The following is a 15,470-nucleotide window of genomic DNA, read 5'->3' as shown; positions in this document are numbered from 1 at the left end:
CTGCTGCCACTTCCTCTGCGCAATCCGCGACCTCTTCCCCGCAGGCTGGCCATGTGCCGATGGCCCTGCGCATCGGCCACGGCTTTGATGTGCATCGCTTCGGCGATGGCGATCACCTGATGATCGGTGGCGTGAAGATCGCCTACGAGCATGGCTTCGTGGCGCACTCCGACGGTGACGTGCTGCTGCATGCACTGTGTGATGCGCTGCTCGGCGCCTGTGGCATGGGCGATATCGGCAAGCATTTCCCGGACACCGACAGCGAGTGGTCCGGCGCCGATAGCCGTGGCCTGCTGCGCCACGTGATCGGACTGGTCAATGCCGCCGGTTTCGGGGTCGGCAATGTCGATCTCACCGTGATGGCGCAGGCGCCGAAGATGGCGCCGCACATCCAGGCGATGAGGGAAGTGATCGCCGAAGACCTGCGCGTGCCGCTGGCGGTCGTCAACGTCAAGGCCACCACCACCGAGCGGCTCGGTTTCACCGGTCGCAAGGAAGGCATCGCCGCCGAGGCGGTGGTGCTGCTGGGCGCGCTGCCGACCGCGGTCGGAGCCGAGCATGTCTAAAGTGAATGACATGTCTGAGTCGCCCGAGGCGGATGCGCTGTTTGCCGAGGCGCTGACAGCGCTGGACGCCGCGGGCAGCGAGGCGTGGGTCAAGGAAGCCGAATTGATGCAGCGCTGGCCGCATGCGCATGGCGGCCCGCTGGGAGCAGGCGATTTCCGTCACACGCCGGAGGACTTCCGGGTCACCGAGCTGATGGACTTCGTGCCCGAAGGCCACGGCGAGCATCAGTGGCTGTGGGTCGAGAAACGCGGCCTGACCACCGATGACCTGTGCCGTGAACTGGCCAGCCTGTGTGAGGTCGCGCCGCGCGACATCGGCGTGGCCGGTCTCAAGGACAAGCAGGCGATCACCCAGCAGTGGATCTCCGTGTGGTTGCCCGGGCGTGAAGCGCCGCAGGATCTCAGCGATGCGCTGGCCGAGAAGGGCGTCCGCGTGCTGGCCAGCGTGCGTCATCCGCGCAAGCTCAAGCGTGGCGTGCATCGCGGCAACCGCTTCGCGCTGCGTGTCAGTGGTGAGGCCGTTGCGCATCCCGAATTCGAGGTGCGCTGGCAGACGCTGATACGTGATGGTGTGCCCAACTATTTCGGGCCGCAGCGTTTCGGCCATCAGGGACATAATCTCGGCCGGGCACGTGCCGTGCTGGTGCGTGGCTGGCGCAAACGCGATGACCGCAGCGGCATGCTGCTGTCGACCGCGCGCAGCTTCCTGTTCAACGAGGTGCTGGCCGCGCGCCTCAAGGCGAATTGCTGGGCGACGGCGTTGAGCGGTGAGGTGTTTGCGCTCAACGGGACGGGCTCGCGCTTCGTCACCGACGGCAGCGAGTCGGCCGAGACGCTGGCGCAGCGCCTGGCGAGTGGCGATATTCATCCCACTGGCCCGCTGTGGGGCACCGGGCGTGCGGAGGCTCATGCTCAGGTCGCCCAGCTCGAGCAGGTCCTGGCCACGCGTTGGCCGCAGTTGTGCGAGGGGCTCGAGAAGGCAGGCGTCAAGGCGGAGCGTCGTCCGCTGCGCCTGATGCCCGGCAAACCGCGCCTGGAGTGGGATATCACGCCAGAGCAGGCAAAAACCGAAGGCAGCGAGGCCAGTGTCTGGCTTCACTTCGATCTGCCGCGCGGCAGCTTCGCGACGGGCCTGTTGCGTGAGCTGATCGCCCACCCGCTGCTGTAGTGCCGCCAGGCGACATGACGACTATCCGATGATTCGCAAAGGAGTGAGATGATGCGCAGGATTCTGCTTTCCAATGATGATGGCGTGCACGCTCCGGGGCTCAAGGCGCTGCATGACGCGCTGGCCGGGCAGGCACGCATTCGTGTGGTCGCGCCGGACCGTGACCGCTCAGGGGCCAGCAACTCGCTGACGCTGAGTCGGCCGTTGCTGCTGTCCGCGATGGAGAACGGCTTCTACAGCGTCGACGGCACACCCGCGGATTGTGTCTACCTGGGCGTCAATGGGGTCTGGGACGAGAAGCCTGACATCGTGATTTCCGGCATCAACCATGGTGCCAATCTGGGCGATGACGTGCTGTATTCCGGCACCGTGGCGGCGGCGATGGAAGGGCGCTCGCTGGGCATGTCGGCGATCGCGATGTCACTGTGCGGCAAGACCCACTTCGAGACCGCTGGACGCGTTGCGGCGAGCCTCGTCGGCGCGGCCGAGACCTTGGCATTGCCGCCGCGCTCATTGCTCAACGTCAATGTGCCGGATGTGCCGTGGAGCGAGATTCGCGGTTTTCGCGTCACGCGTCAGGGCCACCGTGGCCCGGCGGGCGCCCCGATCGAGGTCAAGGACCCGCGTGGCCGTACCCGCTACTGGATCGCGCTGGCCGGCGATGGCATCGATGATGGCGATGACACCGACTTCGCCGCCATCGCGGCCGGCTATGTGTCCATCACGCCGTTGATGACGGATCTCACCTCCCATGGGGCGCGTCACGATGTGGCGCAGTGGCTCGAGGCGCTGACCTGAGCGATACAGCGCCAGCCAAGGCTCAAGATTTCGCTGTGAAGTCCTCGTTCGAAGGATATGAATCAAGACCATGAAGGACGTGTATCAGAACGCTTTCCCGCTTGCGCAGTCAGACAGCGCAGCGGGAATCGCCGGGCCCTTGCATCTCAGGCGACCGGACACGGCGCAGCTGAGCGGTATCGGCATGACGTCCCAGCGCACGCGAGACCGCATGGTGGCGCGCCTGGAGGACGCCGGCATTCGCGATGAGCGGGTGCTGGAGCTGATGGCCAGTGAGCCGCGTCATCTGTTTCTCGATGAGGCGCTGGCGCACCGTGCCTATGAAGATACCGCGCTGCCGCTGGGGCAGGGGCAGACCCTGTCCCAGCCTTACATGCATGCCCGCATGACCGAGCTTGCCCTGGCGCAAGCGCCGCGCCCGCGCGAGGAGTGTCGGGTGCTGGAGGTCGGCACCGGTTCGGGCTATCAGACATTGCTGCTGGCGCGTCTGTTCGCTCGGGTGTCTTCGCTCGAGCGCATCGCCGTGCTGCACGCCAGGGCCGCTCAACGCCTTGGCTGGTTCGGGCTCGACAATGTCGAGTTGCGCCATGCCGATGGTGGGCATGGCTGGCAGGACGATGACTCGGCATTTGATCTGATCGTGGTGACCGCCTGCGCGCCACATCTGCCGCAGGCGTTGTTGAAGCAGTTGGCCCCGCAGGGGGTGATGATCGTGCCATTGGCCGAGGACGACAGTGATCGTCAGTGGCTGACACGAGTGCGCCACGTCGGCGACACTCAGGATATTCAGCGGTTCGAGGCCGTGCGCTTCGTGCCGTTGCTCGAGGGAGTGATCAGGTGAAACGAGCTTTGAGCGTGTTCTTCAAGGGCGCTGGCATGGGGGCGGCGGATGCCGTGCCCGGGGTATCAGGCGGCACGATTGCCTTCGTGACCGGCATCTATGAAGAATTGATCGAGTCCATCAAGCGCTTCGGCCCCTCCGCCATCGGCGTATGGCGTGAGCAGGGCTTCAAGGCGCTGTGGCAGCATTTGAATCTGGCCTTTCTGCTGCCGCTGGTCGCTGGCATCTTCGCCAGCCTGATCAGCGTGGCGCATCTGGTGACCTGGTTGATGGAGGCGCAGCCGCTGCTGCTCAACGCCTTCTTCTTTGGCCTGGTGGTGTGCTCCGGGGTGGTGGTCGCGCGGCGTATCACCACCTTCCGAATGGGCTATCTGGTGTGGTTGGCGCTGGGGCTGGTGCTGGCCAGCAAGTTGCCCAGCCTGTTGCCTGCCGCCACCGATGCCTCCTGGGTGCTGGTGGTCGGCGGCGCCATCGCCATCAGTGCCATGCTGCTGCCGGGCGTTTCCGGCAGCTTCCTGTTGCTGACCATGGGCCTCTACGGCACGGTGATGACTGGCATCAAGAGCTTCGATCTGCAGCTGATCGTGCTGTTCGGCAGCGGCTGCGCCATCGGGCTATTCACCTTCTCGCGTTTGTTGTCATGGTTGTTTCGTCATCATCACACCGCGACACTGATGCTGCTGACGGGCTTCATTCTCGGCTCGCTGCCGGTATTGTGGCCGTGGCGCACCATCACCGATTATCGTCTGGGACCCAAGGGTGAACAGGTTCCGCTGGATTACCACTTCATGATGCCGGATACCTACACCAGTGTGACCGGTGAGCCTGCCCAGCTGTGGGCGGCACTCGCCCTGATGCTGGCCGGCGTATTGCTTGTCTGGTTTGCCGGAGAGCGCTCCGGCCCGGATGACGACTCCAGCAATTCCCGCAAGGAGCAGGAACATGCGTGACAGGATGGACAAGGGAATCAAACTGACGTTGGCAGGTCTGGCGCTGGGTGCGCTGACAGCCTGCAGCACGGCGACCACTCGCCCGCAGGTTCAGGACCTCAACGCCGGCAATGCGCGTATCACCTCCGACACCTATACCGTTCAGCGCGGTGACACCCTGTATGGCATCTCCTGGCAGAGTGGCCAGGATTTCCGGGATGTGGCGCGCATGAACGGCTTGAATCCGCCCTATACCCTGCAGCCGGGGCAGACGCTGCGACTGGATCCCAACACCCAGCTGCCGGCCAGTGCGGCGGGCTCTTCCGGTGCGAGCGTCGCCTCGAGTGGTGGCGTCGTTGCCACGCCGATGGGCGGGGGCAGCGACAGCTCGATCGCCGGCGGCAGCGAGCTGCCTGACTGGCTGGCGCCGGATGAATCCGCCATGGCTCAGCAGCAACAGCGCACCAGCCAGGCCCAGTCGCTGACGACCGGCTCGGGTGGCGTGTCATCGGCCGCCACCGGTGCCGCGGCGGCTGCCGGGCTGGGGCCTGTCTACCAGGAAGGCAGTGAAGAGGCGCTCGCCGAGACGGCGCGCAACTCAGCCAATGACAGCGCAGAGCAGGCCAGCAGCAGTGCTGCGCAGGCCAGTAGCTCTGCTACACAGACAGCCAGCCAGACGGCCAGCGAGGCAGCTGCCAGTGCGGCCGCCGCCCAGGCCGAGGCGCGCAAGGCTGCCAAGGAAAAGGCCGAGCAAGCCGCCGCTGCCGCCGCAGCAGAGCGTGAGAAAGCGGCCACTAGCGTGAAAAATGAGGCTGCCAAGGTTGAAAAGGGCACCAACGTCGCTGGCGAAACCGCCAAGGCTGCACCGGCCAAGAAGACCTATGTTCCGGTAAAAAACGTTGACTGGCAGTGGCCTACGCAAGGCGAGATCATCGGCAAGTTCGGCGAGTCCGAGAGTGTCACCGGCGGCATTGATATCGCTGGTCAAAAGGGGCAACCTGTCAAGGCAGCAGGGCCGGGAATCGTGGTCTACGCCGGAAGCGGGGTACGTGGTTACGGTAACCTCATCATTCTCAAGCACAACGACCGCTATCTGAGCGCCTACGCCCACAACGACACTCTGCGTGTATCAGAGAACGATGTGATCGACGCCGGACAGGTCATCGCCACTCTGGGAGCCACTGACGCTGAACGTGCGCAGCTGCACTTCGAGATTCGCGAGGATGGGCAGCCCAAGGACCCACTGAAATTCCTGCCTAAACGCTGATTCCCACCGCTGCCACAACAACAAGTTCCTGGCACCAGACCAGAGACAACGGGGTATCGACATGAGCATGCTGGAAAAGGATATCGATCAGGCTGAGGTTGAGTTGTCCCTTGAGGATGTCGAGGAGGACGACGATACGCTTGAGGCAGAAGCGGAAGAGGCGGCATTCGAACGCGCCTTGAATCGTGAAGAGCGCAAGCACTACCAAAGCCTGGATGCGACCCAGATCTACCTCAACGAGATTGGTTTTTCCCCGTTGCTCAAGCCCGAGGAGGAAGTCTACTTCGGGCGTCTGGCACAGGCGGGCGACCCCGCCGGTCGCCAGCGCATGATCGAATCCAACCTGCGTCTGGTGGTCAAGATCGCGCGGCGCTATCTGAACCGTGGCCTGTCGCTGCTCGACCTGATCGAGGAGGGCAATCTGGGGCTGATCCGCGCGGTGGAGAAGTTCGACCCCGAGCGCGGCTTCCGTTTCTCGACCTACGCCACCTGGTGGATTCGCCAGACCATCGAGCGGGCACTGATGAATCAGACGCGCACCATTCGTCTGCCGATTCACGTCGTCAAGGAACTCAACATCTACCTGCGTGCCGCGCGCCAGCTGACCCAGAAACTGGATCATGAGGCCACCGCGGAGGAGATAGCCGACTTCCTCGACAAGCCGGTCGATACCGTCAAGAAGATGCTGGGGCTCAATGAGCGCGTGTCATCCGTCGACTACCCGATGGGCGGCGAGAGCGACAAGCCGCTGATCGAGACCATCGCCGACGAGAATGACACCAGCCCGGAGTCCAGTCTGGTGGATGTCGACGTCAAGGCGCATGTCGATGAGTGGCTGGCGGAACTGACCGAGAAGCAGATGGAAGTGGTGGTGCGCCGCTTCGGGCTGCGCGGTCATGAAGCCGCGACGCTGGAGGAAGTGGGCGAGGAGATCGGTCTGACGCGTGAGCGGGTGCGTCAGATTCAGGTCGAGGCGCTCAAGAAGCTGCGGCGCATGCTCGAGAAGCAGGGGCTGACGCTCGAATCCATCTTTGAATGATGCGCGGGCACAGTCGTCATGGCTGTCGATACCCTGATGCAGGTTGCCAGTGAAAACGGCCCGCTCGTGATTCGAGTGGGCCGTTTTCATATTGTGTCATCATTATTCTGGCAGAGTGGGGGCATTCTGACGCACTGCGCTCGAGTGCAGGGTACCCCATGGCACTGTTGTCAATTTGGAAACGCTGTATCGTGCAATAAAGTTAGCCAACTAACTGGACGCCCAAAAGAGCGACGATTAGACTAAGGCCACTTTTTCCACGACCCGCTTGAGCAGGGCTGAGGCAGTAGTCCAGCCGATGTGTGAGCTACCTTTTACCTTGTCCTGGTGCTTTCGAGGCGCCATGCAGGTCACGACTGTCACTGATCAGGAACAACGCATACATGGCCAACATTCGCATACTGCCACTGGTGCTGGCGATGGGTTTTGCGACCCAGGCTCAGGCTGCCAATCTGCTCGACATCACGCGTGATGCATTGACCCACAACGCCAGCCTGTCCTCCTCTCGCTCGCTCTATCAGAGCGTCGAGGACAATGAGCGTATCGAGCTTGCTGACCTGCTGCCCCAGATCACTGCCACGGGGACCGTGTCGCGTACCGATGTCACCGGCAATTCCCAGAGCGGCACCGAAGGCGATTACACCGACAGCAATATCGTGGTCAACGTCAACCAGCAGCTGTTCGATGCTGCCGACTGGTATGAGCTCGCGACCAGCAAGGACACCACCCGTCAGCAGAAACTGCTGCTGGATTCCGATCAGCAGCAGCTGCTCTATGATGTGGCGTCTGCCTATTTCACCATCCTGAACAATCGTGATGTGCTCGATGCGCGCATCGCTCAGGAAAAGGCCTTCTCCCGCCAGCTGGACCAGGCCAATCAGCAGTTCGAGGTCGGTCTGATCGCGATCACGGATGTGCAGGAAGCCAAGGCATCATTCGATGACGCGCGTGCCCAGCGCATCGCGGCCGAAGCCGATCTCCAGGTCAGCTTCGAGGCCCTGCAGCAGCTGACGGGCCAGCAGTACGATTCCATCGATGGTCTGGAAGAAGATCTGGCGATCGAAGCGCCGGTGCCTGCCAGCCGCGGCAAGTGGGTCGAGATGGCATTGTCCAACAACCCGCTGATCGGTGCTGCCCAGAAGGGTGTCGATGTCGCCAGAGGCGATGTGAAGACCTCCCGCGCAGGCCACCTGCCGGAAGTCGGCGCCTTCGCGACCTACTCCTACGATGAAACCGACATCGATACTGCCGGGGGGTATCAGGAATACAACCAGATCGGTATCCAGGCCTCCCTGCCGATCTATACCGGTGGCCGCACCTCCGCCCAGGTACGTCAGAGCACCCATCTGCTCGAGCAGAGCCAGTACGACCTGCTCGACCAGCAGCGCTCCACCACCCAGAGCGTGCGTTCGCTCTACAGCCAGGTGCGCAGCGACGTCCTGACCGTCAAGGCGCGCAAGCAGGCGATCGTCTCCAGCCGCAGCGCACTGGAAGCGACTCGCTCCGGTTATGAAGTCGGCACCCGTAACATCGTCGACGTGCTGGACGCCGAGCAGGCCCTGTATCAGGCGCTGGCGGACTACGCCTCTTCGCGTTACACCTATGTGCTCGACCTGCTCAACCTGCGTCAGGCGGCAGGTATCATCGATATCAACAGCGTGCGTGACCTCAACGAGAGCCTCAAGGCAGATCGTCAGGTGTCCCTGGTGCTGAATGATGAGAGCTCCGACGAGCTGGAAAACGCGACGCCCTGATCGTCCTGCGCTGGCTGTCGCCACGTGCTGCATGCACCCCCACAGGCCCTGCCTGCGGGGGTGCATGCGTTTTGGGGCATGCGTTTTAGGGCATCAGTGGGTCAGGCCACTGATCGTCATGCATGTGTTCACCAGGCAAGTATTCACCAGGCAAGTGATGGTCAGACAGCAGGGCGCCGAAAAAGCAGCGCGCAAGGGCAGCGCGGCCTCGATGCAGGCGGTTTTGCGGTTGTTTCGGATGAAAATCCTGCATGTGTTTTAGCAGGCAGTGGTTTCTATCGGTAATTTGGGGAAAGTTTGGTGGTTTTCAGCGTGACCTGACGGCGATGATGGAAAATAATTGAGGGGCTTGCTCTGCTGTCTGTCATTTTCACCGATCACCCTGGAGTCCCTTCATGTCCCGCCCACTGCGCGCTGATATTGATCTCGATGCATTGCGTCACAACTATCAGCTGGCCTGCGAGCTGGCGCCGCATTCGCGCGCCCTGGCCGTGATCAAGGCGGACGCCTACGGGCATGGTGCGGTGGCGTGCGCGCAGGCACTGGCGGATCTCGCCCCCGCCTTTGCGGTGGCCACGATTGAAGAGGCGCTGGCGCTGCGGGCGGGCGGCATCTCTCATCCGGTCGTGCTGCTTGAGGGGGTGTTCGAGGCCGCGGAGTACGCCTTGGCGGCCGAGCATGACTTCTGGTGCGCCATCCACAGCGAATGGCAGTTGGCGGCCCTCGAACAGAGTGAGCTTGCGCAGCCCTTGTCCTGCTGGATCAAGTTCGACTCGGGGATGCATCGTCTCGGTTTCACGGCCGAGCAGGTGCTGGACGCCAAGGCGCGCCTCGAGGCGAGTGGCAAGGCGCGTGACCTGCACCTGATGACGCACTTCGCGAGTGCTGACAGCCTGACGCCGGACTACTTCCAGCAGCAGATGGCGGCGGTGACAGCCCTGGCGGCCCAGGCGGAGCTGCCGCTGTGTCTGGCCAACTCACCGGCGACGCTTGCCTGGCCAGAGACGCATGCGGCCTGGAACCGCCCGGGAATCATGCTCTACGGGGCAGACCCGCTGGAAGGCGCCAATGATGCCAGTCGGCGCCTGAAGCCGGTGATGACGCTGTCTTCGGCCATCATCGCCGTGCGTGAGATCGCCATCGGCGAGCCGGTAGGGTACTCGGGGCGCTTCGTGGCGACGCGTCCGACGCGTATCGGTGTCGTCGCCTGCGGTTATGGTGATGGCTATGATCGCCACGCCGTGGATGGTACGCCAGTGCTGGTGGATGGTCAGGAAACGGTGCTGGCCGGCAAGGTGTCGATGGACATGCTGACGGTGGATATCACGGACCTGCCCGAGGCGGGTGTCGGTTCACGTGTGGTGCTGTGGGGCGAGGGGCTTGAGGTCAATCGCGTCGCCGCCAGCTGCGACACCATCAGCTATACACTGCTGACGGGGCTGCTGCCGCGCGTGCCCAGACACTATCATGGCGGCGTTGGCAGTGTGGCGGACGACACGGGTGTCGCGCAGTTGGCCAGCGCTCAGCCGCTGGATACGCACGCCTGACCTGACGGCAAGGCTCGCGCGGTCTACAATGGCCGCCGTTGCCCGTCGAACGAGAGAGTCATGGCCAAGAAGAGCTATCCCGAGAGTTTTGCACACCCCCGCTACTGGCTGACCTGGCTGGGCATCGGTGCCATGAAGGCCTCGGCCTATCTGCCCTGGTGCGCCAAGTTGTGGCTGGGGCGTGGCCTTGGTGAGCTGGCATGGCGCTTCGGCAAGCGTCGTCGTCATATCACCGACACCAACCTCAAGCTGTGCTTTCCCGAGTGGAGCGAGGCGGAGCGCGCGCGTCAGGTACGCAAGACCTTCCACGCCAACGGCATCGGTATCTTCGAGACGGCCACCGGCTGGTGTCGTGATCCTGAGCACATGCGTGATCGCGTGACCTTCAAGGGGCAGGAGCACATGGAGCGCGCCATGGCCCAGGGCAAGGGGGCGCTCATCGTGGGCATCCACTTCTCGACCCTGGATCTGGGCGGCGCACTGCACTCGCTGTTCTTCCCGGCCGATGTCGTCTATCGCCCCCATGACAACCCGCTGTTCGAGCGCTTCATGACCCGTGCGCGCAATCGCATCTTCGGGATCGCCATCGATCGTCACGACCTGCGGGGCGTGGTGCGTCGCATCAAGAGCGGCCATGGCGTGTGGTATTCACCGGATCAGGACTTCGGCCGCGAGGTCAGCGTGTTCGCGCCGTTCTTCGGCATCGATGCCGCCTCCATCAAGCTGACGGCCAAGATCGCCCGCATGACGGGCGCGCCGGTGATGCCCTTGATGTTCCACCGCAATCCGGACAATCGTACCTATACGCTGGAGTATCTGCCGGCGCTGGACAACTTCCCGAGTGGCGATGATGTCGCCGATGCCACGCGCATCAACGCCTTCATCGAAGGGGCGATCCGCAAGCATCCCGAGCAGTATCTGTGGCTGCACCGTCGCTTCAAGACACGTCCCGAGAAAACCGATCCGTCCCTGTACTGAGGTGAACCATGAGCAACGACATCTCTTCTCACGTCACCCTGGCCGAGGTGGAAGCGCGGTTGGCCGCTGGCGATACCTTCGTGCTCAATCAGGTCGCGGAATGGTGCCCGGATTGCACCGAGCGTCAGCGTCCGGCGTTGCCCGCCTTCGAGGCGGCGCTTGCCCGTGGCGGTCTGCCACTGGTGACCCTGTGCGTGCAGCAGACCCGTGGGGTCTATCTCAGCGATGCTCATGCACAGCTGAGTGAGCGCATCGGCGGTGCGGGCTATCCGCGTACCTTGCTGGTTCGCCACGGCCAGCCGGCGAGCCTCGACAGTGGGTTGAACCGCGTCGAGGTGATGAGCGAGCCCGATCTCGTCGCCTACGCCGAGGCCTTGATCGCCGCGCTGTAGACCGTCACCCCTGGCATCGATCATCCGCCGCTGTCAGGGGGATGACGCGAGTGATGCACACAGCAAAGACCCCCGTTCGGCATCTCGCCGAACGGGGGTCTTTGCTGTGTAAAGCGGCACCCGACAAGCAACATCACCTGCCCGAGCTGCATGCGTGCGGTCAACCGAGTGCCGCCTGTCGTGTGCCTATGACAAGACGTGCGGATGACGGAGCAGGCTTTCAACCCATCAGAAGAGCTGAGGCAAATTCTTTTACTGAAGTGCGACATCATGTTGACAAAGCTTTAGTTTATTACCATCTTGGCAATAACGAGTCAGGTGGCTGACACGCCTCCTGATCGCCGCTTTCAGTCGCTTGGAGTGCGCCTGAGGCGTCATCCGTCAGGGGCTGACTCCGCCGCGACAATTCTCACATGACATAAGGAATTGACATGCTCAACTACGCCATCATCTTTCTGATCGTCGCTGTCATTGCCGCCGTACTGGGCTTCGGCGGTATCGCCGGCACCGCAGCGACCATCGCCAAGGTCCTGTTCGTGATCTTCCTGGTGCTGTTCCTGGTGTCCTTCTTCAAGAGCCGCCGCAAGCCGTGAGGCTCTGGCTTCCTGCCACGGATCAGATTGACGGCAACAGGCCGCAAGCCATCACGTGATCGGATAGACGGCTTTGAGACAGTACGGCTTAGAAATAGTAGAGCTCAGAGACAGCAACGCCCGCGACGGTGATCGACCGTCGCGGGCGTTGCTCGTTCAGGCGCTGGCCTTTTTTACCACTGAGGGCTGGGCAGGTTCAGACGATGGTGACCGGCCTGCAGGCCGTGTTCGATGAAGCGACGATCCACCTCGAATTCGGCCTGGGCGAGAATCGCCTCCACCACCTTGTCGGCATGCTGTTGCAGCAGCACCAGATGGCCGTATTGCGCGCCCATCAGCGACAGGGTCTTCAACAGCTCCAGCAGGGCCAGACAGATCGAGAGGTCATCACGGCCATAATGCAGAATCGGCGTGATGGCGCGGTAGAGGAGGCTTGCGAAGGACTCCATCTGCCAGCTGACGCGAACGGCCTTGTGATCATCCACGCAACAGTTGCACAGCGGCACCGACATGCGCTCGCTGAGCAGCTCCGTCAGCTGGTGCATGCACAGCCGTGCCGTGCCGGGGTCATTGATGCCGGGCGACAGCGCCTTGATGGCGACTTCCATCAGCTGGGTCAGGCCGTGCTCGTGCAGGTCCTCGACGGACTCCCCATCCAGATAGCCAAGCGCGGCACGCAGGTTCTTGATCAACTCGGCCTGCTGCTCTTCATCGAGTTCTTCCCCCGCCGTCGCGCCCTCTGGCAGGCCGTTGGGCCACTCGATGCGCATCAAGGGCATGCCGCTGACGATGAAGGCGCCCAGCGCGAAATCCAGATGCACCACCATGTCATGCTTGATGGCCAGCTGGCGCAGCGCCGAGAAGTCGACCTGCTGGATGTAGCCGCGCCGGCGTGCCCGTAGCAGCTGGCACTGGTCGTCGTCACGGCCGACCTCGCGCTCGCAGAAGCCATCGTCACGATTGCGCTGACGCAGGCGCTCCAGCGAGAGGCGGGTGCGGCCGGACAGGCGCCGCGCGACGGCGTTGATCTGCACCGACTGCGAGACCTGATGGATGAAGTAGACGAACATCCCCAGGCAATTGACCATCATCAGCACGCCCAGATAGACCGCCAGCGAGCGCCACAGGGTCGGGGAGTCTCCCGTATTGGGCACCATCAGGTTGACCAGCAGGAACAGCAGGCTGCCCAGGTAGTGGCCGAGTACCAGCTGGTGATGGCGCTCGGTCACCAGGCCCAGCAGCAGCTTGTGGGAGAACTGCGCGCCGGCCTGGGTGAGCACGCTCATCACCATGGTGAAACTGAAGACCATCAGCGAGATCAGGCCGCCGACCAGCGCCGCCAGTAGAGTGCGCGGGGTGTCATGTTGCTTGAAGGTCAGTGCTTCGAAAAAGTCGCTATTGGGCAGCGAGGAAGGGTCCGGCAGCCCGGAGGGCATCACCGAGATCAGTCCCAGCAGGGTATAGACCATGGCCAGCATGCTGGGGAGATAGGCGATGCTGGTGGTCCAGGTTCGCAGCCACATGAGGGGTTGCTGTAGCCAGCGATTCATAGACGATTCCCGAGCGGATGGATTGGCAAGTTCCTGTTATGACGGCTCGCGCCGAGCACTGCAAGTCAGCGTGACGTGCTGGCAGGAGGGGTCAGGGGGTGAGGAGGGGAGGAAAGAAGCAGAACAGGGCTGAACAAGGCGAACAGAGCGGGCAGGCTGGAACGAACAGCAGGGCCCGATGGCAAGACGCCCCCACCGGATGACCGGTGAGGGCGTCTAGCGGCTTGCGTCGATCAGCGTGGCTGACCCCGCCGGCTCATCAGGCGTCGATACGTTTGTACTTCATGCGCTTGGGAGCATCGTTGCCGACACGCGCGTGATAGTCCGCTTCGTACTCGGTATAGCTGCCTTCGAAGAACACCACGTTGGAGTCACCCTCGTAGGCGAGGATGTGGGTCGCGATGCGATCCAGGAACCAGCGGTCGTGCGAGATGACCATCGCGCAGCCCGGGAAGGCCAGCAGGGCCTCTTCCAGTGCACGCAGGGTCTCGATGTCCAGGTCGTTGGACGGCTCATCCAGCAGTAGCACGTTGGCAGCCTGCTTCAGGGTCTGGGCCAGCTGCAGACGGCCACGCTCACCACCGGACAGATCAGACAGACGCTTCTGCTGGTCAGTGCCCTTGAAGTTGAAGCGGCCGACATAGGCGCGCGACGAGACTTCATGGCCATTGATGTTGAGCATGTCCTGACCGCCGGAGACGGCTTCCCAGACGGTCTGATTGTCTTCCAGGCCATCACGCAGCTGCTCGACGTAGGCGACCTTGACGGTCTCGCCCAGCACGACTTCGCCGCTGTCCGGGGTGTCCTTGCCGGTCACCAGCTTGAACAGCGTGGACTTGCCCGCACCGTTGCCGCCGACGATACCGACGATGGCACCCTGGGGGATGGTGAAGGACAGATCATCGAACAGCAGCTTGTCGTCGAAACGCTTGGTGACGTTGTGCAGCTCGATGACCTTGTCGCCCAGGCGCGGTCCCGGCGGAATGTAGATCTCGTTGGTCTCGTTGCGCTTCTGGAAATCACCGGACTGCATTTCCTCGAAGCGGTTGAGACGCGCCTTGCTCTTGGCCTGACGGCCCTTGGGGTTCTGACGAACCCACTCGAGCTCCTGCTGGATGGCCTTGTTGCGCGAGGCTTCCTGCTTGGCTTCCTGCTGCAGGCGAGCGTCCTTCTGCTCGAGCCACGAGGAATAGTTGCCTTCGAAGGGGATGCCCTGGCCACGGTCCAGCTCGAGAATCCAGCCGGCGACGTTGTCGAGGAAGTAGCGGTCGTGGGTGATGGCGACCACGGTGCCGGAGTAGTCGTGCAGGAAGCGTTCCAGCCAGGCGACGGATTCGGCGTCCAGGTGGTTGGTCGGCTCGTCCAGCAGCAGCATGTCCGGGCTCGAGAGCAGCAGACGGCACAGTGCGACACGGCGGCGCTCACCACCGGACAGCACGCCGACATTGGCATCCCACGGCGGCAGGCGCAGTGCTTCGGCGGCCACTTCCAGCTTGCGCTCGAGGTTGTGGGCGTCGGAGGCCTGGATCAGGTCTTCCAGCTTGGCCTGACGCGCGGCGAGGGCGTCGAAATCGGCGTCCGGCTCGGCGTAGGCGGCATAGACTTCATCAAGTTCGGTCTGGGCGTTCTTGATGTGGGCCAGGGATTCTTCCACGCACTCGCGCACGTTCTTGGAATCATCCAGTTCCGGCTCCTGGGGAAGGTAGCCGACATTCAGACCCGGCATGGGACGTGCTTCGCCGTTGTAGTCCTGATCGACGCCGGCCATGATGCGCAGCAGCGAGGACTTGCCCGAGCCGTTGAGACCGAGCACACCGATCTTGGCACCCGGGAAGAAGGACAGCGAGATGTCCTTGAGAATCTCGCGCTTCGGGGGAACGACCTTGCCCACCCGGTTCATGGTATAGACGTATTGCGCCATGGAATCCCAATTTGGTTGGAGAATGGAATGACGCGCAGATGATAGTGCCCGGCGTCACGCTTGGCCAGCCGGGCACCCTGTGCCAGGCGAGCGCGGCGACTCACTGCATGACATTCCCTGTCCTGAC

At 63.0% G+C, this 15,470-nt stretch carries 14 protein-coding genes; 12 read left to right on the top strand and 2 right to left on the bottom strand.

What is annotated here, in order from left to right; all coding sequences use genetic code 11:
• The first annotated feature begins 65 nt into the window (after window positions 1-65).
• From ispF to QD356_RS11945, 12 genes are all read left to right on the top strand, one after another.
• Window positions 66-566 carry a 2-C-methyl-D-erythritol 2,4-cyclodiphosphate synthase gene (gene ispF, locus QD356_RS12000; RefSeq protein WP_276315245.1) on the top strand — a complete coding sequence of 167 codons (501 nt, stop codon included), beginning with the start codon at window positions 66-68 and terminating at the stop codon, window positions 564-566.
• A 10-nt stretch (window positions 567-576) separates the two neighbouring features.
• Entirely contained in the window at window positions 577-1,734 is a 1,158-nt protein-coding gene (locus QD356_RS11995; RefSeq protein WP_225996309.1) for a tRNA pseudouridine(13) synthase TruD, read from the top strand.
• 51 nt (window positions 1,735-1,785) lie between these two features.
• Entirely contained in the window at window positions 1,786-2,532 is a 747-nt protein-coding gene (gene surE, locus QD356_RS11990; protein ID WP_043331401.1) for a 5'/3'-nucleotidase SurE, read from the top strand.
• 184 nt (window positions 2,533-2,716) lie between these two features.
• Window positions 2,717-3,373, top strand: a complete 657-nt coding sequence (locus QD356_RS11985; protein ID WP_054555732.1) for a protein-L-isoaspartate(D-aspartate) O-methyltransferase — start codon at window positions 2,717-2,719, stop codon at window positions 3,371-3,373.
• Complete coding sequence (locus tag QD356_RS11980) at window positions 3,370-4,323, top strand: DUF368 domain-containing protein (protein ID WP_242007677.1); 954 nt, start codon at window positions 3,370-3,372, stop codon at window positions 4,321-4,323. Before QD356_RS11985 ends, QD356_RS11980 begins: the two co-directional genes overlap by 4 nt.
• Entirely contained in the window at window positions 4,316-5,569 is a 1,254-nt protein-coding gene (locus QD356_RS11975; RefSeq protein ID WP_225996310.1) for a peptidoglycan DD-metalloendopeptidase family protein, read from the top strand. The genes QD356_RS11980 and QD356_RS11975 overlap by 8 nt, the downstream gene beginning before the upstream one ends.
• Window positions 5,570-5,630: 61 nt before the next feature.
• The gene (gene rpoS / locus QD356_RS11970; RefSeq protein WP_043331399.1) at window positions 5,631-6,608 is read left to right on the top strand and encodes an RNA polymerase sigma factor RpoS; all 978 of its coding nucleotides are present in this window, start codon (window positions 5,631-5,633) and stop codon (window positions 6,606-6,608) included.
• Between the two features lie 383 nt (window positions 6,609-6,991).
• Entirely contained in the window at window positions 6,992-8,362 is a 1,371-nt protein-coding gene (locus tag QD356_RS11965) for a TolC family outer membrane protein (protein WP_107336201.1), read from the top strand.
• Between the two features lie 395 nt (window positions 8,363-8,757).
• Window positions 8,758-9,909, top strand: coding sequence for an alanine racemase (gene alr, locus QD356_RS11960; RefSeq protein WP_192837522.1), 1,152 nt, complete (start codon window positions 8,758-8,760; stop codon window positions 9,907-9,909).
• 60 nt (window positions 9,910-9,969) lie between these two features.
• The gene (lpxL, locus tag QD356_RS11955) at window positions 9,970-10,887 is read left to right on the top strand and encodes an LpxL/LpxP family Kdo(2)-lipid IV(A) lauroyl/palmitoleoyl acyltransferase (RefSeq protein WP_054555555.1); all 918 of its coding nucleotides are present in this window, start codon (window positions 9,970-9,972) and stop codon (window positions 10,885-10,887) included.
• Between the two features lie 8 nt (window positions 10,888-10,895).
• The gene (locus QD356_RS11950; protein WP_043331395.1) at window positions 10,896-11,279 is read left to right on the top strand and encodes a hypothetical protein; all 384 of its coding nucleotides are present in this window, start codon (window positions 10,896-10,898) and stop codon (window positions 11,277-11,279) included.
• A gap of 431 nt (window positions 11,280-11,710) precedes the next feature.
• The gene (locus tag QD356_RS11945; RefSeq protein ID WP_043331394.1) at window positions 11,711-11,872 is read left to right on the top strand and encodes a DUF1328 domain-containing protein; all 162 of its coding nucleotides are present in this window, start codon (window positions 11,711-11,713) and stop codon (window positions 11,870-11,872) included.
• A 173-nt stretch (window positions 11,873-12,045) separates the two neighbouring features.
• Here the strand turns inward: QD356_RS11945 and QD356_RS11940 are convergent, their stop codons facing one another.
• Window positions 12,046-13,395, bottom strand: a complete 1,350-nt coding sequence (locus QD356_RS11940; protein WP_279877927.1) for a DUF2254 domain-containing protein — start codon at window positions 13,393-13,395, stop codon at window positions 12,046-12,048.
• Window positions 13,396-13,681: 286 nt separating this feature from the next.
• The gene (ettA, locus tag QD356_RS11935) at window positions 13,682-15,343 is read right to left on the bottom strand and encodes an energy-dependent translational throttle protein EttA (protein WP_043331392.1); all 1,662 of its coding nucleotides are present in this window, start codon (window positions 15,341-15,343) and stop codon (window positions 13,682-13,684) included.
• Window positions 15,344-15,470: the final 127 nt, after the last annotated feature.

The organism is Cobetia sp. 2AS, from assembly GCF_029846355.1.
In the GTDB taxonomy this organism is placed as follows: Bacteria; Pseudomonadota; Gammaproteobacteria; order Pseudomonadales; family Halomonadaceae; genus Cobetia; species Cobetia amphilecti.
The sequence above is the reverse complement of the archived record's forward strand: the minus strand, read 5'-3'. Positions and strand labels throughout refer to the sequence as shown.

Excerpts from the sequence above, each read along its gene's own strand:
- rpoS (WP_043331399.1), top strand. The coding sequence starts at position 5,631 with ATGAGCATGCTGGAAAAGGATATCGATCAGGCTGAGGTTGAGTTGTCC.
- QD356_RS11940 (WP_279877927.1), bottom strand. The coding sequence starts at position 13,395 with ATGTGGCTGCGAACCTGGACCACCAGCATCGCCTATCTCCCCAGCATG.
- QD356_RS11945 (WP_043331394.1), top strand. The coding sequence starts at position 11,711 with ATGCTCAACTACGCCATCATCTTTCTGATCGTCGCTGTCATTGCCGCC.
- alr (WP_192837522.1), top strand. The coding sequence starts at position 8,758 with ATGTCCCGCCCACTGCGCGCTGATATTGATCTCGATGCATTGCGTCAC.
- QD356_RS11950 (WP_043331395.1), top strand. The coding sequence starts at position 10,896 with ATGAGCAACGACATCTCTTCTCACGTCACCCTGGCCGAGGTGGAAGCG.
- ettA (WP_043331392.1), bottom strand. The coding sequence starts at position 15,343 with ATGGCGCAATACGTCTATACCATGAACCGGGTGGGCAAGGTCGTTCCC.
- QD356_RS11995 (WP_225996309.1), top strand. The coding sequence starts at position 577 with ATGTCTGAGTCGCCCGAGGCGGATGCGCTGTTTGCCGAGGCGCTGACA.
- QD356_RS11965 (WP_107336201.1), top strand. The coding sequence starts at position 6,992 with ATGGCCAACATTCGCATACTGCCACTGGTGCTGGCGATGGGTTTTGCG.
- lpxL (WP_054555555.1), top strand. The coding sequence starts at position 9,970 with ATGGCCAAGAAGAGCTATCCCGAGAGTTTTGCACACCCCCGCTACTGG.
- QD356_RS11985 (WP_054555732.1), top strand. The coding sequence starts at position 2,717 with ATGACGTCCCAGCGCACGCGAGACCGCATGGTGGCGCGCCTGGAGGAC.
- QD356_RS11975 (WP_225996310.1), top strand. The coding sequence starts at position 4,316 with ATGCGTGACAGGATGGACAAGGGAATCAAACTGACGTTGGCAGGTCTG.
- surE (WP_043331401.1), top strand. The coding sequence starts at position 1,786 with ATGCGCAGGATTCTGCTTTCCAATGATGATGGCGTGCACGCTCCGGGG.